The 21,862-nt window shown below is 66.6% G+C and carries 18 protein-coding genes and 1 tRNA gene; 14 read left to right on the forward strand and 5 right to left on the reverse strand.

The annotated features are described in order from the left end of the window. Window positions 1-54 precede the first annotated feature (54 nt). A tRNA-Phe gene (locus Talka_RS04890) sits at window positions 55-130 on the forward strand. A 443-nt stretch (window positions 131-573) separates the two neighbouring features. On the opposite strand, the gene Talka_RS04895 is transcribed toward Talka_RS04890, so the two are convergent. From Talka_RS04895 to Talka_RS04915, 5 genes are all read right to left on the reverse strand, one after another. Beyond that, on the reverse strand, window positions 574-897 hold the full coding sequence (locus Talka_RS04895; RefSeq protein ID WP_143890006.1) for a M48 metallopeptidase family protein: 324 nt from the start codon (window positions 895-897) through the stop codon (window positions 574-576). Continuing rightward, window positions 894-3,836: a type I restriction endonuclease subunit R gene (locus Talka_RS04900; protein WP_143890007.1), complete on the reverse strand. Its 2,943-nt coding sequence runs from the start codon at window positions 3,834-3,836 to the stop codon at window positions 894-896. The genes Talka_RS04895 and Talka_RS04900 overlap by 4 nt, the downstream gene beginning before the upstream one ends. Before the next feature lie 394 nt (window positions 3,837-4,230). After that, window positions 4,231-4,893 carry a DUF3800 domain-containing protein gene (locus Talka_RS04905; RefSeq protein WP_143890008.1) on the reverse strand — a complete coding sequence of 221 codons (663 nt, stop codon included), beginning with the start codon at window positions 4,891-4,893 and terminating at the stop codon, window positions 4,231-4,233. Between the two features lie 121 nt (window positions 4,894-5,014). Then, entirely contained in the window at window positions 5,015-6,268 is a 1,254-nt protein-coding gene (locus tag Talka_RS04910) for a restriction endonuclease subunit S (protein ID WP_143890009.1), read from the reverse strand. Then, window positions 6,265-8,097, reverse strand: coding sequence for an N-6 DNA methylase (locus Talka_RS04915; protein WP_143890010.1), 1,833 nt, complete (start codon window positions 8,095-8,097; stop codon window positions 6,265-6,267). The genes Talka_RS04910 and Talka_RS04915 overlap by 4 nt, the downstream gene beginning before the upstream one ends. A 329-nt stretch (window positions 8,098-8,426) precedes the next feature. On the opposite strand from Talka_RS04915, the gene Talka_RS04920 reads away from it, so the two are divergent. The 13 genes from Talka_RS04920 (at window position 8,427) to mraY (ending at window position 21,855) form a co-directional block, all read left to right on the forward strand. Next, entirely contained in the window at window positions 8,427-9,218 is a 792-nt protein-coding gene (locus tag Talka_RS04920) for an exodeoxyribonuclease III (RefSeq protein ID WP_143890011.1), read from the forward strand. 37 nt (window positions 9,219-9,255) lie between these two features. After that, complete coding sequence (locus Talka_RS04925; RefSeq protein ID WP_143890012.1) at window positions 9,256-10,320, forward strand: CobW family GTP-binding protein; 1,065 nt, start codon at window positions 9,256-9,258, stop codon at window positions 10,318-10,320. A gap of 283 nt (window positions 10,321-10,603) precedes the next feature. Continuing rightward, window positions 10,604-11,095, forward strand: coding sequence for an RNA polymerase-binding protein DksA (gene dksA, locus Talka_RS04930; RefSeq protein WP_143890013.1), 492 nt, complete (start codon window positions 10,604-10,606; stop codon window positions 11,093-11,095). 66 nt (window positions 11,096-11,161) lie between these two features. Continuing rightward, window positions 11,162-12,172 carry an STAS domain-containing protein gene (locus Talka_RS04935; protein WP_143890014.1) on the forward strand — a complete coding sequence of 337 codons (1,011 nt, stop codon included), beginning with the start codon at window positions 11,162-11,164 and terminating at the stop codon, window positions 12,170-12,172. Window positions 12,173-12,177: 5 nt separating this feature from the next. Beyond that, window positions 12,178-12,756, forward strand: a complete 579-nt coding sequence (gene hslV / locus Talka_RS04940; RefSeq protein WP_143890015.1) for an ATP-dependent protease subunit HslV — start codon at window positions 12,178-12,180, stop codon at window positions 12,754-12,756. Further along, window positions 12,753-14,072 (forward strand): ATP-dependent protease ATPase subunit HslU, encoded by a 1,320-nt coding sequence (gene hslU, locus Talka_RS04945; RefSeq protein WP_185970061.1) that lies wholly within the window; start codon window positions 12,753-12,755, stop codon window positions 14,070-14,072. The genes hslV and hslU overlap by 4 nt, the downstream gene beginning before the upstream one ends. A 236-nt stretch (window positions 14,073-14,308) precedes the next feature. Beyond that, complete coding sequence (mraZ, locus tag Talka_RS04950; protein WP_143890016.1) at window positions 14,309-14,737, forward strand: division/cell wall cluster transcriptional repressor MraZ; 429 nt, start codon at window positions 14,309-14,311, stop codon at window positions 14,735-14,737. Window positions 14,738-14,754: 17 nt separating this feature from the next. Continuing rightward, window positions 14,755-15,702 (forward strand): 16S rRNA (cytosine(1402)-N(4))-methyltransferase RsmH, encoded by a 948-nt coding sequence (gene rsmH, locus Talka_RS04955; RefSeq protein WP_425472639.1) that lies wholly within the window; start codon window positions 14,755-14,757, stop codon window positions 15,700-15,702. Further along, a complete protein-coding gene (gene ftsL, locus Talka_RS04960; RefSeq protein ID WP_143890018.1) occupies window positions 15,693-15,977 on the forward strand; it encodes a cell division protein FtsL in 285 nt (94 codons plus the stop codon). The genes rsmH and ftsL overlap by 10 nt, the downstream gene beginning before the upstream one ends. Continuing rightward, complete coding sequence (locus Talka_RS04965; RefSeq protein WP_143890019.1) at window positions 15,974-17,722, forward strand: peptidoglycan D,D-transpeptidase FtsI family protein; 1,749 nt, start codon at window positions 15,974-15,976, stop codon at window positions 17,720-17,722. Before ftsL ends, Talka_RS04965 begins: the two co-directional genes overlap by 4 nt. Further along, on the forward strand, window positions 17,719-19,260 hold the full coding sequence (locus Talka_RS04970) for a UDP-N-acetylmuramoyl-L-alanyl-D-glutamate--2,6-diaminopimelate ligase (RefSeq protein WP_143890020.1): 1,542 nt from the start codon (window positions 17,719-17,721) through the stop codon (window positions 19,258-19,260). Before Talka_RS04965 ends, Talka_RS04970 begins: the two co-directional genes overlap by 4 nt. Beyond that, entirely contained in the window at window positions 19,257-20,687 is a 1,431-nt protein-coding gene (locus Talka_RS04975; RefSeq protein ID WP_143890021.1) for a UDP-N-acetylmuramoyl-tripeptide--D-alanyl-D-alanine ligase, read from the forward strand. Before Talka_RS04970 ends, Talka_RS04975 begins: the two co-directional genes overlap by 4 nt. Further along, window positions 20,677-21,855: a phospho-N-acetylmuramoyl-pentapeptide-transferase gene (mraY, locus tag Talka_RS04980; RefSeq protein WP_143890022.1), complete on the forward strand. Its 1,179-nt coding sequence runs from the start codon at window positions 20,677-20,679 to the stop codon at window positions 21,853-21,855. Before Talka_RS04975 ends, mraY begins: the two co-directional genes overlap by 11 nt. Window positions 21,856-21,862 lie beyond the last annotated feature (7 nt).

Raw genomic sequence — 21,862 nt, forward strand, 5'->3', positions numbered from 1 at the left:
GGGTCGCGCCGTCCCGATGGGACGCGCCAGCCATGCTACAATCGAAGCTTTAGCGGCCAAGTAGCTCAGTTGGTAGAGCAGCGGACTGAAAATCCGCGTGTCGGTGGTTCGATTCCGCCCTTGGCCACCATCGTGCCACGCCCAACTCTCTACAGTTGGGTGTTTTCATTTCTATCTTCCGTGCTGCCACACGGGGCAGCGCGGCTGACCTACGTTGATAAACCGAAAAGTTAGCTTCCCGGAAAGTCCTCTGATCAGGTTCCTTTCGTTTCCCCTTCTCTCAAAGCTGGTTTCACCTTTTCGACGAAGCTCACGCAGACAACCTCGTGCGTCAGCGCCCCGAGCGGTCATCACAATCTTGGGTCATTCATCCTGCTTGGGTGACTCAACGCCAGGCTAGCTCAAAACGGATAGCGTTGCGAAGGGGCAGGCAAAGGTCGATCCTCGCAGGAAGTGAAATGGGCGTGGCGGGCACACAAGGCGTCTCCTCGACCTTTATTTTGTCGCTGTCGCTTACTTTGTATCTTTGAACGCGTTGATGGGCTGGCTTCATCCAGCCCGCGTGCCATCCCCCTATCGATGCTTATCCCGGCCGATTTTGGTGGTGCCTTCGAACCTGCGCCAGCCTGGTAGGTGCGCGCTCATCAGCGCCTTGAACATGCGTCCGTGGCTGGGATAGCGCAAATGAAGCAGCTCATGGACAATCACGTAGTCCTGAAAACACTCATTTTGGTTGAGCAAGTCAACGGCCAGGGTGATGATGCCTGACGAGGAGCAGGAACCCCACTTTCCGCGCATTTCCTGAATGCGAATGACGCGAGGATTCACTCTAAGCTTGACTGCCCAAGCCAGTGCTCGGCGTCGCAATTCTTGAGTCGGGTATAGCGACGATTTCATTCCCCATCCTCCGCGAACAGGAGCCGAATCACCAGATCCACAACCCGCGCACGCTCATCCCGCGCCAGCGCCAGGAGGGGCTTGTAGAGTGAAGCGCGCAGCCGTCTCTGCTCGTCGGCGTTGACCGATGCATTCGGAAAGCGCCCTAGCAACGCTTCGGCATCCTCGGCGAGCGCCATAGGGTCGATGCCTGCCGCTTTGATGGCGGCATCGTCACGCAGCACCCAGGCCACCGCAAACGCGCGAGGTGACAGGCCGCTGTCGCGTGCTGCCTTCATCGCGGCTTCTTTTTCTGCGGCCAGCGCCGCCAGCTGGTCCATTGCGGCCAGGCCGGTCGTCTTGCGATCCTCCAGATCCTTGAGGATGCGCTCGGCGCGATCCTTCAGGGGTTGCAGGACCGGGGCAGCGGCGGGGTTTTCATCGATCTCGTGCTGCAGTCCGCGCACGAGGTTGAACACCTTGCCTTCGTCTGATCCGCTTTCCCCGCGCAGCGACTTAAGGGTCGCCACGTCAAAGGTCACGCTCTTGGTCAGTCGCCCAAGACCATGTTGCTCAGCGCTTTCCTCGATCAGGCGGCGCGTCTTGTAGGCCAGGTCCGCCACGAACCCGACTTTTTCGGCGTAGGCGTTGCGCACGGCCGCATAGAGCTGACTGAGCTGCTTGTAGGTCGCGATGTGGTCACGGAGCTGAGGGTCGGGCGAGAGGATTTCCCACAGCGCTTCGATCTCTTTGTAGTGCTCAAAGAAGGTCTTGCGCGCCTCGGGCGTCAGGAAGCGGCCGAACACCAGACGTTCGAGTCGCTCGTCGGGCGTGCCGCCGGCGTCTGCCTCCAGATAATGTTTCTTGGCCTGTTCGATGCGTTGCAGGAAGTCCTGCAGAAGCACATCGAGATCCTCAATGACGCCGCTCACATCACTGGAATCGAACTGCAGCGCCTTCTTCAGCTCGCGCAGCACGCCGACGAAGTCGACCACCAGGCCGACGCGCTTCTGCACGCCGTTGGCGTCCACATAGGGCCGGTTCACCCGTGCAATCGACTGCAGCAGCACGTGGTCGCGCATCGGCTTGTCGAGATACAGGCAGTACAGCAGCGGTGCGTCATAGCCGGTGAGCAGCTTGTCGGTGACGATCAGGATCTTCGGGTTTTCGGCGGGCTTCTTGAACAGCAGGCGCACCTGTTCCTCAGCCTCATCGGAAAGCTGCAACTCGGCCACCAGCGGCCGGTCCACGACGTCGGCCGAGTTCTCGGTATAGACCGGCGCGGTCCACTCGGGCGGCAGGCGCTTGTCCAGCGCCTTCTTGTACTTGGCGCAGGCTTCGCGGTTCACCGCCACCACGAACGCCTTGTAGCCCAAGGGCAGCACGTTCTCCTTGAAGTGCTCGGCGATGAAGGCCGACACCTTTTCGATACGGTCGTCCGCCGTCAGGAAGGTGCGCAAGCCCACCGCGCGGTCGAGCACCTTGTTCAGCTCCTCGACATCGGTCACGCCTTCGCTCTCGGCCAGCGCGAAGAACTCCTTGTCCAGCTGCTCGGCGGGCACCGTCATCTCGCTTGGCGCCATCACGTGCTTGATGGGCAGCGTGGTCTCGTCGGCGATGCTCTCGGCGATGGAGTACTTGTCCAGGTAGCCCAGCTCGTCCTGCGCGCCGAAGATCTTAAACGTGCCTTCGCCTTGCGAGGTGCGCGCAATCGGCGTGCCGGTGAAGCCGATGATGGTTGCCTTGGGCACGGCCGCCATCAGGTAGGTGCCGAGGTCCTTGGCCACCGAGCGGTGCGCCTCGTCGATAAACACATAGACGTTGTCGCGAAGCACACTGTCTTTGCGAATGGCCTCGAACTTGTGGATCATCGAGAGGATCAGGCCGCGGAAATCGGCATCCAGCAGGGCTTGCAGCTCGGCCTTGCTGTTGGCGCGCCTGACCGCGATGTCCTGGCTCTGCATCTCGCCCAGCAGGCGCTCCACCCAGCCCTTCAGCTGGCCTTCCAGTTCGGTGCGGTCCACCACCAGGATCACCGTCGCGTTGGCAAAGCGCGCCTTGTCCTCCAGGATCAGGCGCGCCGCGGTCAGCAGCGTGAAGGTCTTGCCCGAACCCTGGGTGTGCCAAATGAGGCCGCGCGTTTTGGCCGGGTCGGCGCAGCGCTCCAAGATTTTGTCAATCGCTCGCCGCTGGTGCTGGCGCAGCACGGATTTGCGCGTCTCGCCGTCCTGCACGTAGAACAGAATCCAGTGCTGCAAGGTGCGCAGAAAGTCGGTCGGCTCAAAGAAACTCTGCACCGCGAAGCGGTAGGTTTCCTCCGGCGCCTGCTTCCAGCGCGCCATATCGCGCCGGTTCGCGTTCCAGGTCACGCCATACCAGTAATCGAGCAGGTGCGTCACGTTGAACAGCTGGGCCGTGGCCAGCAGTTCCGGCGTCTCGAGTTCGTAGCGGCGCAGCTGCTTGATGGCGCGCTCGATGGCGTCGCCGTCCTTCGGGTTCTTGTGCTCGACGATACACACCGGCACACCGTTGATGAGAAACATCACGTCGGCCCGGTTGCCCTTGCGCGCAGGCGGCTTGATCTTCCACTCCCAGGTCACATGAAAGACGTTGTTCGCCGGTTGGGTAAAGTCGATCAGCGTGACCGGCCGGTGGCGCTTCTCGGCCTCGTCGTACCACTGGCGTTCGCCGCGCAGCCAGGCCAGACGCTCGCGGTTGCCCTCAATGCTGGCCGGCAGCGCATCGAAGGTTTCGACGATGGCCCGCGCCTGCTCAGGGGCAAGCCACGGGTTGAAGGCGAGGAGTTTCTGCTCCAGCATCCCCCTGAACAGGCCCACTGACTCATCGCCGCGGCGGAACAACGCCTCGGTGGGGGTGAGTTTTTGCCAGCCGATTTCCGCCGCATGTTCCACCATCGGGAACTGCGCTGTGCCTGCCTCGGAGATCTTGAGGGGTTTCATGGGCTCACCCTCCCACTGGCGCGCTCACTGAAGGGCAAGATGCCTGCTACCATGCGAGACAAAGGTTCTTTCCGGGTGACAAGCGGCCAAGGGCCGCTGCCCGTCAGCGACGACGGGGTAACCCGGAAGGTCATTTTTTGGCTACAGTGGCGTTGGGAACGGGAATGCCCGTTCGGCGGTCGTCGCCTGGTGTAACCGGGGGCGGCCGTTTTCATGTGGTGCGGTCGTCCAAGCCCTCGGCGGACTGCTGGAGTTCGCAGGCAAGCCTTGCCTCCTGCAGGGAAAGCTGCTAGACTCGTGACCAAAGGTTCCCCCCCGATGACAAGAGCCCAAGGGGCTCTCTCCGGCAACGGAGTAGTCGGGGGGGTCGTTTTTGCTGGCATGGCACGCTTCATCAGTAGTAGTACCTCGTGCCGGTACGAAAGATGTCGAACTCGCTGCGCATCGCGGGCTTGAGGCGGTCGTAGTGCTCCGTCTCTCCCCGCTGCCACTTCCGGAACACCGCCCAGCAGCAATAATCCGCCACTTGCAAGCCGTAATGGGAGCGCGAGGCGTGATGCAGGATGCGGTACTTCATCCCGGCCGGCAGCATCTTGGCCAGCGACTGCTGGATGGCCTTTTCGATGGCCTGCCGCTTCTTCTGCACCGGGATGGTGTCGGTGATGATGATCACCTTCTCCGCGCCGGATTCGAGCTCTTTGGGTAGAACATATTTGAGCAGGTAGCCCAGCATTTCCGGGTAAAAGCGCCGATCCTCACGCAAGGCCGGCCCGGTCTTGGGCTTTTCCACGATCAGGCTGTCGATGCGCAAGTCGGAAAGGTGTCCAGCTATCAGCTCGAACACGCGGCCACGCACCCGCGGGTTGTCGTCGGCGCAGTGAAAATATTCAGTATCCAGCCCGAATTCCAGGCAGTCATGCTTGTAGTCGTCGAGCGTCGTGTGCGCCGCAAACGGGCGCCGCATGCTCACGCTGGTGAGCACGAAGTAGCGCGTGCCTTTCGGGCTGAAATCGAAATTACCCGCCTCGTCGAGGAAGAGATAAGCGCAGCGGCTCACGCGTAGTCTCCGCTGCGCTCGAAAGAAAAGCCCCAGGGTTCGGCGCTTCCCGTATAAGAGGGGGAAGGCTTACTGCCAGGGGCGGATGAAGGCTTAATCATAGCCCAAGTCTCCTTTTCTATCAAGCCGCCACGTGGGGCGTGTGAGAGGAATCGAGAGCCGAGAGATCAAGGTCGGCCACGCGGATCTCGCCGGTCATCAGCTTGTGCAGCAGGGCCTTGAAGAGCTCCTCCAGCACCTGTTTCTTCTTGCGATGCAGCTCGATCTTGCGGTCGATGGCGTCGAGGATGGCGACGATCTCGCGTTGCTCTTCAATTGTTGGCAGCGGCATCGATAGCTCAGCAAGCCGTGCGCGCGACAGATTCGGAATCGTCGTCTTGTTTCCTGCGCCTTCGTAGACCTTGCGGTGACAAAAGCCGACCTCCAGCCATGCCGCTGTGAACTTCGTATTCGCGGTGCCAGTATCCAGGGGACGCAGCCGGTGCAGATGATTCTGGTAGGTAATCCCAGACTCGTCGCGCTCCCACACTGCCGCGCGACCGATTTCGCCACCTTCGCAGACGAGCAGGTCACCTTGTCGAAGCCAGCGCTCTCCAATCGCTTCGGCAGGCATGTGCATGCGGCTCACGATAGACAGGTCGATGTGCCCCCAGTAGACATTCGAGGTACGTAGGAAAGGAATGCCGTCTGTCCCGTCGGAGAGGTTGCGCTTGAGGGAAACGCCCTGAACGATCTCGAAGACCTCGCCTATAGGCCGGATTTCCCAACTCTCCGGCACCGGCCCGATTTCGGTGTCCTTCTGCGGCTCGCCACGCAGGCCGTGCGTGAACAGCTTGCGCATGGCGGCGCGTTTGAGTTCATCGGTGACGGCCGCCAACCGAAGCTGAACCGCAATCGCACTTTCCAGCTTGAACAGCAGCTTTGAAATCAACTTTTGTTCTGCCAATGGCGGGACTGGAATCTGGAGCGCTGCCAGCGTGAGCTTGCTTACATGAGGAATTGTCGAGCCCGTTGTCCCGTCGTTTAGCTTATTGAATGCCGTTTTGAGAAAAAAGTAGCAGAAGCCTTCTTCGAGAATTGAATCTTCCGGTCTGATCAGGGCCATCGTTGAAGCCAGGACAGCATTCTGGCCAACAAACACTTCACCCGCGTTGGAGCCGTCCCAAATCAGAACTGGACAGCCTTTTGGCGTAATGACGCAGTTTTTTAGTTCGTCGGTTGGCACGAACTGCAATGCCTTGCCATTGCGAAAAAAATCGGCTGTTGCATACGGAATCGCACCGCCTTGCGCATCATAGACCAACCGTCGCGGCTTGCGGCCTTTCGTAATGGTGACGAGAGCGCCCAGGGGGCGTGTTGGCCATACGGAGTTCATGATTTCAGTCTTGCGAAAACTGACGCCAGTTCAGCTTCGAGGAGTGATTCTTTTGATTTGAGAGCCTCCAGCTCACCGATTAGATGAGCAAGATCATGATGCTTGCCTTCGTCGTTTGACTCCACCCACCTACCTGGACTCAGGTTGTAATCCGCCTCCCGCGCCTGTTCGGTGGTGATGACCGCCAGTTCTCCCTCGACTGGCTCGCCCTTCAGATACATCGCCGCAAGCGGCCGGATGTCCTCCTCGGGCAGGTAGTTCTTGGGCCGGCCTTTCCTGAAGCGGCGGGTGGCGTTGAGCAGGACGATCTTGCCCTTGCGCGCGGCGGGTTTGCGCTTGGAGAGCACCACGATCACGCCCGCCGCCGTGGTGTTGTAAAAGAGGTTTTCGGGCAGCAGGATGACGCCGTCGATGAGGTCGTTCTCGACGAACCACTTGCGGATGGTGCGTTCCTTGTCCTCATTCTTGGAGCCAGAGCCGCGCGTGACCGCGCCAGTATCGAGCACCACGGCGGCACGGCCGTGGTCGTTCATGCAGGCGAGCGTATGCTGCAGCCAGGCCCAGTCCCCTTTGCCGCTGGTGATGCCGCCCGCCGTGCGGAAGCGGTCGAACGGGTCGTTGGCGAAGATATCCGGCTGAAAAGGCTGGTTCCACATCGGGTTGGCGACCACGATGTCGTGCTGGCGGATGGAGCCGTCGGCGTTGCGGAACTTGGGGTTGATCATGGTGTCGCCGCGCGCGAGCTCCACCTCCATGTCGTGGATGATGGCGTTCATCTGCGCCACGGCGTAGCTCTCGGCCTGCAGCTCTTGGCCGGAGAGTTTGAGGGGCACGCGGCTGGTGGGGTCTAGCTCGCGGGCAACCAGTTGCAGCTTGATGAGTAACCCCGCCGAGCCGCAGGCGTAGTCGTGGCAGGTCTCGCCAGGCTTGGGCCGCAGGATGTGCGCCATCAGAAAGCCCACTTCGGTCGGGGTGAAGAACTCGCCGGCGCTCTGGCCCGAGCCTTCAGCGAACTTTCTGAGCAGGTATTCATAAGCGCGGCCGAGGAAGTCGGGCTGCACGTCGGCGAGCCCCAGGCGGTAGCGCGGATCGGAGAAGGTCTCCACCACGCCGCGCAGCTTGGCCGGGTTGATGTCGCGCTCGCCGTTCCTTTCGGCGGCGAAGTCCACCACGTCGATCACGCCGGCAAGGGAAGGGTTGTGCCGCACCACGGCGCGGCAGGCGCGCGTCAGATGCTCTCCGATGTCGCGCGGGGCGGTGGTGCGGCCCTGCGCGTCGCGCGGCCAGTCGAACGACTCGCGCCCGCTGATTACTGCCCAGCGCGCTTCCGGCGGCAGGTAAAAGCGCAGCAGGGAATGGTCGGCCTCGGCAATCTCGAGCGCCGTGGCGCGGTCGCCGTATTCCTCGGCAAGCCGCTCGATCTCGTCATCGAAGACGTCGGACAGGCGCTTGAGGAACAAGAGCGGCAACAGGTAATCCTTGAACTTGGCCGCGTCCTTCTCGCCGCGGATCGAGCAGGCGGCGTCCCACAGCATCTGCTCCATGGGCTTGGTCGTGGGCGTCGCGGCCGCCGCCCGGCCCCTGCGGCGGTGGGTCGCCTGCGCGGCGGCCTCGGCCGCCGGGGGGCTTTCGGCGCCCTCGACGCCCGCCTCGCGCGCCAGCGCGAGGATGGCCTCCTGCGCCGCGCGCTGGGGCTTGTTGCCGCCCCCTTCCCAGCGGTTGACGGTGGCGAAGGAAACGCCCAGGCGCGCGGCAAGCTGTTCCTGGGTGAGGTTCAGCTTGGCGCGGATGGAGCGCAGAAGATGCGGAAGATCGTCAACTTTTGTCATGTTTGCGATATTTGCTATATCAATCTGTTTTGTCAAGTGTGCAGGGCGACCGCGGTGACGGGGTGATTTTTCAGCATGAGCTTCGGCGCCTTGGCCCCTTCTTCGCACAAGAAGGCGCGGACTTGCAGGCTCATCAAGTCGGCCCCGGGCTTGGCGACGTTTACCGGGTGGCAGCGCATTGAGCCGGCAGCCCTTTCTCTTGCCTGCCGCCTCGAGTATGGCTGCTTGTTGGTGTTAAAACCGACGGAGTCGGCCGGCACAGCCCGATACGGCCACGCGTTCCGCGGCTTGAAGCAACGCCGCTGCCGTCCGGGTTACCATCGGCCCCCATGTTGCGCGTTACCACGCTCAATCTCAACGGGTTGCGTTCGGCGGTTTCCAAGGGGCTCGAAGACTGGGTTGCCGCCGCTGCGCCCGATGTGCTGTGCGTGCAGGAGCTCAAAGCCCAAGCCAGCGATGTGGCGGGGCGGCTGCAAACCTTGGCGGGGCGGCCTGGGTATTTTCACTTTGCCGCCCGCAAAGGCTACGCGGGCGTGGGCATCTACACGGCGTTGCAGCCCAGCGACGTGGTGCAGGGCATCGGGGTGCCGGAATTGGACGAGGAGGGGCGTTGGATTGAGCTGCGCTTCGACACGCCCGCGCGGCGCTTCAGCATCGTCAGCGTCTATTTTCCGAGCGGCTCTTCAAGCGACGAGCGCCAGCAGGCCAAGTTTCGTTTTTTGGATTGCATCGAGCCGCTGCTGAAGCGCTTGGCGCAGCAGCGCGAGGTGCTTTTGTGCGGCGACGTCAACATCGCCCACACCGAAAAAGACCTCAAGAACTGGCGCTCCAACCAAAAAAACAGCGGCTTTTTGCCTGAGGAGCGCGCATGGGTGAGCCGGCTGTTGGCCGATGGCCGCTGGGTGGATGTGTATCGCCGGCTGCACCCTGACGCTGAGGGCGAGGGCTACACGTGGTGGAGCAACCGCGGCCAGGCGTGGGCCAAGAATGTGGGCTGGCGCATCGACGTGCACTGGGCCACGCCGGCGGTGGCCGCCGCAGCGCGCGCCGCCGAGGTGTATAAGGCGCAGCGTTTTTCCGACCATGCGCCGCTGACGATCAGCTACGACTGGGCGGTCTAGCGCTGCCGGGGCTTGACGCCTGCCCTACACTGAAAGCATGAGCATGATTCCTGCCACCATCCTGACCGGTTTTTTGGGCTCGGGCAAGACCACCCTGCTGAAGCGGCTGTTGACCGAGGCGCATGGCCAGCGCATTGCCGTGATCGAAAACGAGTTCGGCGCGGAAAACATCGACACCGACATCCTTGTGGCCGACACCGAGGAGCAGATCGTGCAGATGAGCAACGGCTGCATTTGCTGCACGATCCGCGAAGACTTGCGCAGCACGCTGTCGCAGTTGGCCGAAAAGCGCCGCAAGGGGCTGCTGGCGTTTGATCGCGTGGTGATCGAGACCACGGGCCTGGCCGATCCTGGCCCGGTGGCGCAGACGTTTTTCATGGACGATGAGGTGGCTGAGACCTACCTGCTGGATGCCATCGTGACGCTGGTGGACGCCAAGCATGCCGCGCGGCAGCTCGACGAGCGGCAGGAGGCGCGCCGGCAGGTGGGCTTTGCCGACCGCATCTTTATCAGCAAGGCCGACCTGGTGCCGGCCGACGAGCTCGACGCGCTGGTTCACCGCTTGAAGCACATGAACCCGCGCGCGCCGATCGAGACGGCGCACTTTGGCCAGGTGCCGCTGGACAAGGTGTTCGATCTGCGCGGCTTCAACCTCAACGCCAAGCTCGAGATCGACCCGGATTTTTTGCAGCCCGCCGGTGACGACGCCCACGACCACAGTCACTGCGACCACGAGCACGGGCACTGCGCGCACGACCACGACCATGATCATGGGCACGGCCAGGCCCGACATCACCACCACGACGACGATGTCAAGAGCTTCGTCTGGAGGAGCGAGCGACCGTTTGACCCGCACAAGCTGGAGGACTTTCTTGGCGCGGTGGTGCAGGTTTGGGGCCCCAAGTTGTTGCGCTACAAAGGCGTGCTGCACATGCAGGGCACCGACCGCAAGGTGATCTTCCAGGGTGTGCACCAGCTGATGGGCAGCGACCTCGGCCCGGTGTGGAAGCCAGGCGAGAAACGCGAGAGCCGCATGGTGTTCATCGGCATCGACCTGCCGCGTGACATTTTGACGCAAGGCTTGCAGCAAGCGTTGGTCTGACTGTTGCGCGCACCCCTTACAATCGGCGCCCATTCACCGATGGGAGGATGCCGACGTGCAAAGCGAGCTGCAGCCCGCGGTGCGCCGGTTGCCCATTCCACCACCGCAGAGGAGAGGCATCGTGGTTTCGACACGCTCGTTGCGTTCTGAGGCGGCTGCCGAAGCGGCCTCGCCAGCGCGCCGCAACGCCGGCTCGCGCCGTGCCGCAGCCAACGTGCGCGAATCGTCGGCGTCGGCGCCCGTTCAAGAGGCCCACGCGGTTTCTCAAGCTCCTGAATCCGTCATGACGACCCCCTCCACCGCTGCGGCGCCCGGGCTGATGAAGGATCCAGCCCGGGCCGACAACTGGAAAAAGCTGCCGATCGAGCAGCTCACCGACGCCGACATCCTGGCGATGCCGGACGAGGAGTACATGAACGACGTGCAGCTGGCGTACTTCCGCCGCAAGCTGCTTCAGCTCAAGCATGGCATCCTCGTCAACGCGGGCGAGACCACCGAGCACCTGCGCGAAGACACGGTGGTGGTGCCTGATCCGGCGGATCGCGCCACCATCGAAGAAGAGCACGCGCTGGAGCTGCGCACCCGCGACCGCGAGCGCAAACTGCTGAAAAAGATCGAACAGGCGTTGGCGCGCATCGACAGCGGCGAATACGGGTATTGCGAGGAGACCGGCGAGCCCATTGGCGTGGCGCGGCTGCTGGCGCGCCCGACGGCAAGCCTGTCGATCGAAGCGCAGCAGCGCCGCGAGCTCAAGCAAAAGCTGTTCGGCGACTGATGGCCGCTGGCGGCGGCCGGGCAGCCAGCCGGCCGCGCTGCCAGGGCCGGGTGCCCCGTGGCTGGCATGAGCCTGCGGCAATGGTGGCAGCGGTTGTGGCGGCGTTGGCGCCGCGAGCGTGCGGCCGTCGGCGCGCTGCGGCGCATGGCGGCAGAGCGTGCTGCGTTGCAAGCCGCGTGGCAGCAAAAGCGCCGCGAAGAGCAAGAGTGGCACGCTGAGCTGGCCGAGCTGCGCGCGCGGCGTCGGGGTAGCGCGACAGCGTCCTTCCGCACGGCAAGGACGAGCCCGACCGCTTGGGCGGCGGGTTGGACGCTGCCTGCGACGCCGCGCACCGAAACAGCGCAGCAAATCGAGCGCATCCAGGCGCAAATGGAGGCTCAGCCGACACTTGCTGGCGCCACGCCCAGTGCTGGGGCGGATGCCAACCCCAGGCCGCCAGCGATCGAGTTGGTGGAGCCGCCGCAGGAGGCCGGCACTGAGCTCGACGATTGGCTTGGCCATCCGGCGTTGACCGAAGCTGCCGTGGCCTGGGCCAACGGGCAGGCGCAGGCTGCGCACCAGCTGCTCAGCGCGATGGAGGCCGACGCCCAGCCGCCGGCCCTGGCCTGCGCGGCGGGGCGGTTGCGGCTGGATCTGTTGCAAGGGTTGGGCGACGCCGACGGTTACGCGCAGGCGGCGGCCGCATGGGCGCAGCGCTTCGGTCGGCCCGAGCCCATGGTTTGGGCGTCTGACAGCCTTTTCCCCCCGGCGCCAATGGCCGACCCCAATCGCGCAACGGCCGCCCGGGTGACGTTACCCCAGGTGTTGGTCACGCCTTTGGACGCCACGCTGGCGCAGCTGGACGCTGCCTGCGCCGCCTGGCGGCCGGATGCCCGCGATCAGCCCCCGCTGCTGGTGATCGAAGCCGGCGCACTGCGGCGGCTGGACTTTGCTGCCGCCGGCGTGTTGCTGCAGTGGCACCTGGCCGCGCGCGCGCGGGGCTGGCACGTGCGCTGGGATCATGTGCCGCCGCTGGTGGGGGTGCTGCTGCATGCCATCGGCATCGATGACGTGGCGCAGGTGCGGCTGCGACAATAGCGGCCATGGACCGTGACGTTTCCTCTTCAGCCGTCTTTCACGGCACCACGATCGTCTGCGTGCGTCGCCCCGATCCGGCCGACCCGGCCCGCACGCAGGTCGCCATGGGCGGCGACGGCCAGGTCACGCTGGGCGCCATCGTCGTCAAGGCCAGCGCGCGCAAGATCCGCCGCCTGTACCGCGACCAGGTGCTGGCCGGCTTTGCCGGCGCCACGGCCGATGCCTTCACGCTGTTCGAGCGCTTCGAGGCCAAGCTGGAAAAGCACCAGGGCCACCTGCTGCGCGCCGCAGTGGAGCTGACGCGCGACTGGCGCACCGACCGCGTGCTGCGCCGGCTGGAAGCGATGCTGGCGGTGGCTGACCGCACGGCAAGCCTTGTCATCACCGGCAACGGCGACGTGCTGGAGCCGGAGCACGGCATCGTCGCGATCGGCTCCGGCGGCGCCTACGCCCAGGCTGCGGCGCGTGCGCTGCTCGAGCACACGGCGCTGCCGGCCGAGGCGGTGGTGCGCGAGGCGCTGCGCATCGCCGGCGACCTGTGCATCTACACCAACCAACACCACACCGTGGAGGTGCTGGCATGAGCGCCGCGATGACGCCGCAAGAGATTGTCTCCGAGCTGGACGCCCACATCATCGGCCAGCAGGCCGCCAAGCGTGCGGTGGCCATCGCGCTGCGCAACCGCTGGCGCCGCCAGCAGGTGGACGCGAAGCTGCGGCCCGAGATCACGCCGAAGAACATCCTGATGATCGGCCCGACCGGGGTCGGCAAGACCGAGATCGCGCGCCGGCTGGCCAAGCTCGCCAACGCCCCCTTCATCAAGGTCGAGGCGACCAAGTTCACCGAGGTCGGCTACGTCGGCAAGGATGTGGACAGCATCATCCGCGACCTAGCGGATGTGGCCGTCAAGCAGACGCGCGAGGCGGCGATGGCGCGCGTGCGCACGCGCGCCGAGGACGTGGCCGAGGAGCGCATCCTGGACGCCCTGCTGCCGCCGCCGCGCGACGGCGACGTCGAGCGCGACGGCCATGCGCGCCAGGTGTTCCGCAAGAAGCTGCGCGAGGGCCAGCTCGACGACAAGGAGATCGAGATCGAGCTGGCCGCGCCGCAGCCGCATCTGGAAGTGATGACCCCGCCCGGTATGGAGGAGATGGCCGAGCAGCTCAAAGGTCTCTTGGGCCAGCTGCAGCTGGGCCGGCGCAAGACGCGCAAGCTGCGCATCGCCGAGGCGCGCCGGCTGCTCGTCGAGGAGGAGGCGGCCAAGCTCGTCAACGAGGAGGAGATTCGCGCCGAGGCGATCCAGAACCTCGAGCAGAACGGCATCGTCTTCATCGACGAGATCGACAAGGTCGCCTCGCGCAGCGATGTGGCCGGCGCCGACGTGTCGCGCCAGGGTGTGCAGCGCGACCTGCTGCCGCTGGTGGAGGGCACCACGGTCTCGACCAAATATGGGCCGGTCAAGACCGACCACATCCTGTTCATCGCCAGCGGGGCGTTCCACCTGAGCAAGCCCAGCGACCTGATCCCGGAGCTGCAGGGGCGCTTTCCGATCCGGGTGGAGCTGCAGCCGCTGTCGGTACAGGACTTTGAGGCGATCTTGACGCAGACGCACGCCAGCCTCGTGCGCCAGTATCAGGCGCTGCTGGCCACCGAGGGCGTGACGCTCGTCTTCACCGACGACGCCATCCGCCGCATCGCCGCCATCGCCTGGGAGGTCAACGAGCGCACCGAAAACATCGGCGCGCGCCGGCTGGCCACGGTGATGGAGCGGCTGCTGGAGGAGGTCAGCTTCGAGGCGCCGCGCTACAGCGGCCAGACCCTCGTCATCGATGCCGCTTATGTGGAGGCGCGCCTCAGCGACTTGGCGCGCAACGAAGATCTGTCGCGCTTCATCCTCTGAGCGAAAGCTCATTTCAAGGTGTGCCCCAAAGCTCATGTAGAGCTTTGGGTGTGAGAGCCAAATCTTTGAGATCCAATCGTTTTTGTAGGGCCGGCTGAGCTTTCAGGTCGGCCCTAAGTCATTGATTTCGCCTTTAAAAATACCTGCCCGACCTTGCCGTGGGCCCCATTTTGATGCTACAGTGGGAGGAAGTGCAAAAAAGTGGTGAATAGTGGAGCCCGCAGCGGGTTGCAACCGTGTTCCAAGGCGCGTCATCCCTGGTGCTCGATGCCAAGGGTCGGCTGTCGGTGCCGACCCGGTATCGCGACGTGCTGCTGGCCACGGCAGGCGGCCAGCTGACCATCACCAAGCACCCGCACGGCTGTCTGATGATCTTTCCGCGCCCGGAGTGGGAGGCGTTTCGCCAGCGCATCGCGCAGCTGCCGATGTCGGCGCAGTGGTGGAAGCGCATCTTCCTTGGCAACGCGCAAGACGTGGAGATGGACGGCCAAGGGCGGGTGTTGGTCGCCCCGGAGCTGCGCGCCGCCGCCGGCCTGACCAAAGAGGCCATGCTGCTGGGCATGGGCAATCACTTCGAGCTGTGGGATGCGGCCACCTACGCCGCGCAGGAGGCCGAGGCCATGCGCGGCGAGATGCCCGAAGCCTTCAAGGACTTTTCGTTCTAAGGGAGGCGACGGTGACGATGACGTTCGAACATCGCACCGTCCTGTTGAACGAAGCGGTCGAAGCCCTTCGCATCCAACCGGACGGCCATTATGTCGATGGCACCTTTGGCCGCGGCGGCCACAGCCGCGCGATCCTGGCGCGCCTGTCACCGGCGGGGCGCCTGACGGTGTTCGACAAGGATCCGCAGGCCGTTGCGGTGGCGCAGGCGCTGGCGGCGCAGGACGCGCGCGTGACAGTGCGGCACGAGGGCTTTGCGGCGCTGGCGGCGTTGCCGCCGGCCAGCCTCGACGGCATTTTGTTGGATCTTGGTGTCAGTTCGCCGCAGCTCGACGATGCGGCGCGCGGCTTTTCGTTTCGCCACGACGGGCCGCTGGACATGCGCATGGACCCCACGCGGGGGGTCAGCGCGGCGGAGTGGCTGGCCAAGGCCAGCGTGGCCGAAATGACGGAGGTGATTCGTGACTACGGCGAAGAGCGGTTTGCTGCATCGATTGCAAAGGCGATTGATCGCCGCCGACAGACACGGGGGCCTGTTCGAACCACCGCCGAGCTGGCCGAAATCGTGGCTGGTGCGGTCAAAACCCGAGAGCCGGGCCAGGATCCTGCGACGCGCACATTTCAGGCTATTCGGATTCACGTCAACGCCGAGCTTGAGGAGCTGCAACAAGCGCTCGACGCCAGCCTGAGCGTGCTGCGCCCAGGCGGTCGGCTGGTGGTGATCAGCTTTCACTCGTTGGAGGATCGGCGCGTCAAGCGCTTTTTGCAGGCGCATGCGCGCCCGACCTTGGATCGCCGCCTGCCGATGCTGGAGCCGCCGCCACCGCGCTGGGCCGAGGTGGCGCGCGTGCGGCCCAGCGCCGCGGAGGTGGCGTCCAATCCGCGCGCCCGCAGCGCCGTGATGCGCTGCGCCACCCGCACCGCCGCCCCCGCCGTGGCTGAACGAGGAGAGCGCGGATGCGGCTGAATTTGTTGCTGCTGGCGCTGCTGCTGGCCAGCGCGTTTCATCTGGTCGAGCAGCAATACCAGTCGCGCCGGCTTTATGTGGCCAAAGAGCGCGCGCGCGCCGAAGGGGCGCGCCTGCAGGCCGAGCACGAGCGCCTGGTGGTGGAGCAGCGGGCGCTAGCGGCGCCGGCGCGCGTGCAGCGGCTGGCCCGCGAGCGCTTGCAGATGCACCCTGCGCACCCGGGCATCACCGAATACGTGACGCTGCCCACTGCGGCAACGGGAGGGGCACCGTGAGGCGGCGCGCCACCCCCAGCATTCCCTACGGACGCAGCCCCCTGCTGACCAGCGCCACCCCCGTGTGGCGCAGCCGCTTCGTGGTGGCGGTGTTGGCGTTGGCCTTCGTGGGTCTGGCGGCGCGCGCCGCGTACGTGCAAGTCATCGGCAACGATTTTTTTCAGCGCCAGGGCGAGGTGCGCTACGCGCGCACGATTGAGCTGCCTGCCAGCCGCGGCCGCATTCTCGACCGCAATGGCATGATCCTGGCGCAAAGCGTGGAGGCGCAAAGCGTCTGGGCCGATCCGGAGGATGTGCCGCTGGATCATTCGCGTTTGCCGGAGCTGGCGCAGCTGCTGGGCATGCCACTGGCCGATCTCAAGCGCCGCTTGGATGTGGAGGCGCGCAACTTTGTCTGGCTGCGCCGCCAGCTGGACGAGCCACAGGCCCAGCGCGTCAAGGCGTTGGGCATCCCCGGCATCTACCTGCGCAAGGAATACAAGCGCCAATACCCGCAGGGCGAGGCGGTGGCGCATGTGGTCGGCTTCACCAACGTCGAGGACCGCGGCCAGGAGGGCGTGGAGCTGGCGTTCGAGAAGGAGCTGGTGGGGCGGCCCGGCTCACGGCGCGTGATCAAGGATCGGCTCGGCCGCATCGTCGAGGACGTGCGCGACATCGTGCCGCCGGTGGCCGGGCGCGATCTGCAGCTGTCGATCGACGCGCGCGTGCAGTATTTCGCCTATCAGCGCCTGAAGGAGGCGGTGCAGCAGCACCAGGCCCGCGGCGGCAGCGCGGTGGTGTTGGATGCGCGCACCGGCGAGGTGCTGGCGCTGGCCAACTACCCGAGCTACGACCCCAACAATCGCCGCAACTTGAGCGGCGAGCAGCTGCGCAACCGGGCGCTGACCGACAGCTTCGAGCCCGGCTCGACGATGAAGCCGTTCATCGCTGCGCTGGCGCTGGAAAAAGGCTTGGTGCGGCCCGATACGCCCATTCAAACCGCGCCCGGGCGGCTGCAGATGGGGGGGTTCACCATCTCCGACGTGCACCCGTATGGCGTGCTGACGGTGGCGGAAGTGATCCAGAAATCCAGCAACGTCGGCACCGTCAAGCTGGCCATGCAGATGCCGGCGCGCGACATGTGGGAGACCTACGCACGGCTGGGGCTCGGGCACAAGCCGCAGCTGCCGTTTCCTGGCGCCACCGGCGGGCGGCTGCGGCACTACCAAAGCTGGCGTCCCATTGAGCAGGCGACCATGAGCTACGGCTATGGCCTGTCGGTGTCGCTGGTGCAGCTGGCGCAAGCCTACACGGTGTTTGCCCGCAACGGCGAGCTGCTGCCGTTGACGCTGCTGCGCACGGACGAGCCGGCGCACGGCGTGCGCGTCTTCAGCGAGCGCCATGCGCTGGCGGTGCGCCAGATGCTGCAGCTGGCCGCCGGCCCCGGCGGCACCGCCCAGCAAGCGCAGACGGTGGGTTATTCGGTCGGCGGCAAGACCGGCACCGCGCGCAAGCAAGAAGGCCGCGGCTACGCGGCACGCAAATACCGGGCGTTTTTTGTCGGGCTGGCGCCGGTGGATGCGCCGCGCGTGGTGATCGCCGTGATGGTCGATGAACCCAGCGCCGGCGCGATTTACGGCGGGGTGGTGGCGGCGCCGGTATTTGCCGACGTGGCGCAGCAGACGCTGCGGCTGCTGGGCGTGCCGCCGGACGTGCGCGTGCAGCCGCAGATCGTGGCGCACGCGATCGAGGAGGACCCGGTATGACGCCGCCGCGCTTGCCCGACTTGGCCGCGGCCTTGGCATGGCTGCGCGCGCAAGGGGCGCGTGGCCTCGTGGCCGACAGCCGTCGTGTGCAGCCCGGCGAGGCGTTTGTCGCCTGGCCCGGGGCGTCGCACGATGCGCGCCGCTACGTTGCGGCGGCGCTGCAGGCCGGGGCGGTGGCGGCGCTGGTGGAGGCCGACGGCCTGCAGCCGTGGCTGGATGCAGCCGCCTGGCCGCCTGCGGCGCCGGTGGCGGCGCTGGCGGATCTCAAGGCCGCCGCCGGCCCGCTGGCCAGCGCGTTCTGGGATCATCCGAGCCAGCGCGTGCCGCTGGTGGCGGTCACCGGCACCAACGGCAAGACCTCCACCGCCTGGTGGAGCGCGCAGGCGCTGGCCGCCGCCGACCGCGACGCCGGGCTGATCGGCACGCTCGGCATTGGCCGGCCCGGCGCGGCGCTCAAGCCCACCGGGCTGACGACGCCCGATCCCATCACGCTGCAGGCGGCGTTGGCTGCCTTCGTGGCCGAGGGCGCCGAGGCGGTGGTGCTCGAGGCCTCCTCGATCGGGCTGGAAGAAGGGCGGCTCAACGGCGCGCACCTGCACACCGCTGTCTTCACCAACCTGACGCAAGATCATCTCGACTACCACGGCACGATGGAGGCCTACTGGGCCGCCAAGCGACGGCTGTTTGACTGGCCCGGCGTGCGCGCCGCCGTGGTCTGCTTGGACGACCCGTGGGGCCAGCGCCTGGCGGCGGAGTTGCAGCCGCGCGCGCAGGCCGGCGCACTCGATTTGTGGACGTATGCGCTGCAGCGCACGCACCCGGCGCGCCTGACGGTGGCGGCGCTGGAGTGGCTGCCCGGCGGCATGCGGCTGCGCGTGGCGCAGGACGGCGTGGGGCGCGCCACCTGGACGCTGCCGCTGCTGGGGGCGCACAACGCCGCCAACGTGCTGGCGGTGGTGGCGGTGCTGCGCGCGCAAGGGCTGGACTGGCCGGCGGTGGAGGCCGGCGTGGCGGCGCTGACGCCGGTGCCGGGGCGTATGCAGCCGGCCTGGGACGCCGCCGACGGCGCCGCCGACGACTTGCCGCAAGTGATCGTGGATTACGCCCACACGCCGGATGCGGTAGAGCAGGCGCTGCGCGCGTTGCGGCCGCTGGCGCAGGCGCGCGGCGGGCGGCTGTGGTGCGTGCTCGGCTGCGGCGGCGACCGTGACCCCTCCAAGCGCGCCCCGATGGCTGCCGCCGCCGAGGCGTGGGCCGATCGCGTCGTGCTGACCAGCGACAACCCGCGCAGCGAGGATCCGCACCGCATCATCGCGCAGATGGTGGAGGGGCTCGTCAACCCGGCGCGCGCGGTGCTGGAGCCCGACCGCGCCGCCGCCATCGACTGGGTGGTGTGGCAGGCCGAGCCGCGCGACGTCGTGCTGCTGGCCGGCAAGGGGCACGAGCAGTATCAGGAGATCGCCGGCGTGCGCCACCCGTTCTGCGACGTGCAGCAGGCGCGCGCGGCGCTGCGCCGCCGCCGGGAGGGTGAAGCATGAGCGCGGCGCCGATGACCGGGCTGGGGGCGCTGCTTGTGGCGCTGCCGGGCGCGCGCGCGGTCGGCGAGGCGGCGCGGCTGGCTCCGATGCGCGTGCACAGCGACACCCGCACGCTGCAGCCGGGCGACCTGTTCGTCGCGCTGCGCGGCGAGCGCTTCGACGCGCACGACTTCCTGCCTCAGGCCGCGGCGGCTGGCGCCGCTGGGGCCTTGGCCGAGCGGGGGCTGCAGGCCGCGGGGCTGCCGGGCGTGGAGGCGCCCGACAGCCGCGCGGCGCTGGCGCAGCTGGCCGCCGCGTGGCGCGCGCGCGTGCTGCAGGGGCCGCTGATCGCCGTCACCGGCAGCAACGGCAAGACCACCGTCACGCAGATGACGGCCTCGATCCTGCGCGCCGCGGCGGGCAATGCCGCGCTGGCCACCGAGGGCAACCTGAACAACGACATCGGCGTGCCACTGACGCTGCTGCGGCTGCGCCCGGCGCACCGGCTGGCGGTGGTGGAGCTCGGCATGAACCACCCGGGCGAAACGGCGCAGCTGGCTGCCCTGGCGCAGCCGACGGTGGCGCTGATCAACAACGCCCAGCGCGAGCATCAGGAATTCATGGCCGGCGTGGAGGCGGTGGCGCGCGAGCACGCAGCGGTGCTGGCGGCCCTGCCGGACGACGGTGTGGCGGTGCTGCCAGCGGACGACGCTCACAGCAGGTTCTGGCGCGAGCGGGCCGGCGCACGCCGCGTGCTGACGTTCGGCGGTGCCGAGGCCGACGTACGCGCCGCGCGGGCCGCCTGGGACGGCGACGCCTGGGCGCTGGAGCTGGCCACCCCGGCCGGGCCGGTGGCGACGCGGCTGCGCATCGCCGGCGCGCACCACGTGCGCAATGCGCTGGCGGCGGCCGCCTGTGCGCTGGCCGCGGGTGTCGGCCCAGCGGCGATCGGCGCCGGGCTGGCCGCGTTCGAACCGGTGGCCGGACGCTGCCGCACGCAGCGGCTGCGTTTGGGGGATGCAGCCGTGACCTTGGTGGACGACAGCTACAACGCCAACCCGGACTCGATGCGCGCCGCCATCGACCTGCTGGCGCAGCTGCCGGCGCCACGCTGGCTGGTGCTGGGCGACATGGGCGAGGTCGGCGCGCAGGCGCTGGCGTTTCACGAGGAGGTGCTGCGCCACGCGCAGGCGCGCGGCATCGGGCACGTCTGGCTGGCCGGCGAATGGTTCGGCCGCGCCGCGGCGGTGCTCGGCGCGCAGGCCGGCGCCGGGCTGCGCCATTTCGACGACGTGGCGGCGCTGGCGCCGCACCTGCTGCCCGCGCTGCGCACCAGCGGCGGCAGCGTGCTGATCAAAGGATCGCGCTTCATGCGCATGGAGCGGGTGGCGCGGGCGTTGCAGGACGCCGCGGCCCCCGTCGGGGAGGAGGGGCAGAATGCTGCCTGAGTTGGCCGAATGGCTGATGGCGCGCGTGCCGGAATGGGGCTTTCTGCGCGTGTTCCAGTATTTGACGTTTCGCGCCGTGATGGCGGCGATGACGGCGCTGGTGGTCGGCGTGGCCGCAGGCCCCTGGTTCATCCGGCGCCTGACCGAGCTCAAGATCGGCCAGCCGATCCGCAGCTACGGCGTGCAGGCGCACCTGAGCAAGAGCGGCACGCCGACGATGGGCGGGGTGCTGATCCTGTTTGCGATCACGGTCTCGACGCTGCTGTGGTTCGACTGGACCAACCGCTTCGTCTGGGTGGTGCTGGCCGTCACGCTGGCCATGGGTGCCATCGGCTGGGTGGACGACTGGCGCAAGGTGGTGCGCAAGGACCCGGAAGGCATGCGCTCGCGCGAGAAATATTTCTGGCAGTCGGTGGTGGGGCTGCTGGCGGCGTTCTACCTGGTGTTTGCGATCTCCGAGGGCTCCAACGCGCGCGTGTGGGCCCTGTTCACGGAGTGGGTGCGCTCGGGCTTTGCGATCGACCTGCCGCAGCAGGCCGGGTTGATGGTGCCGTTCTTCAAGGAGATCAGCTACCCGCTGGGCGTCGGCGGCTTCGTGATCCTGACCTACCTGGTCATCGTCGGCAGCTCCAACGCCGTCAACCTTACCGACGGGCTGGACGGCCTGGCCATCATGCCGGTGGTGATGGTCGGCTCGGCGCTGGGGGTGTTCGCCTACGTCACCGGCAACGCGGTGTTCGCGCGCTACCTGCTGCTGCCGCACATCCCCGGCACCGGGGAGGTGCTGATCTTCTGCGCCGCCATGGCCGGGGCGGGGCTGGCCTTCCTGTGGTTCAACGCCTACCCGGCGCAGGTGTTCATGGGCGACGTCGGCGCCCTGGCGCTGGGCGGGGCGCTGGGCACCATCGCCGTCATCGTGCGGCAGGAGATCGTGCTGGCGATCATGGGGGGCATCTTCGTGGCCGAGGCGCTGTCGGTGATGGCGCAGGTGGCGTGGTTCAAGTACACGCGCCGCCGCTACGGCGAGGGACGGCGCCTGCTGAAGATGGCGCCGCTGCACCACCACTTCGAAAAGTCCGGCTGGCGCGAGACGCAGGTGGTGGTGCGCTTCTGGATCATCACCATGCTGCTGTGCCTGGTGGGGCTGTCCACGCTGAAGCTGCGCTGACATGGAG

The organism is Tepidimonas alkaliphilus, from assembly GCF_007556595.1.
Taxonomy (GTDB): domain Bacteria; phylum Pseudomonadota; class Gammaproteobacteria; order Burkholderiales; family Burkholderiaceae_C; genus Tepidimonas; species Tepidimonas alkaliphila.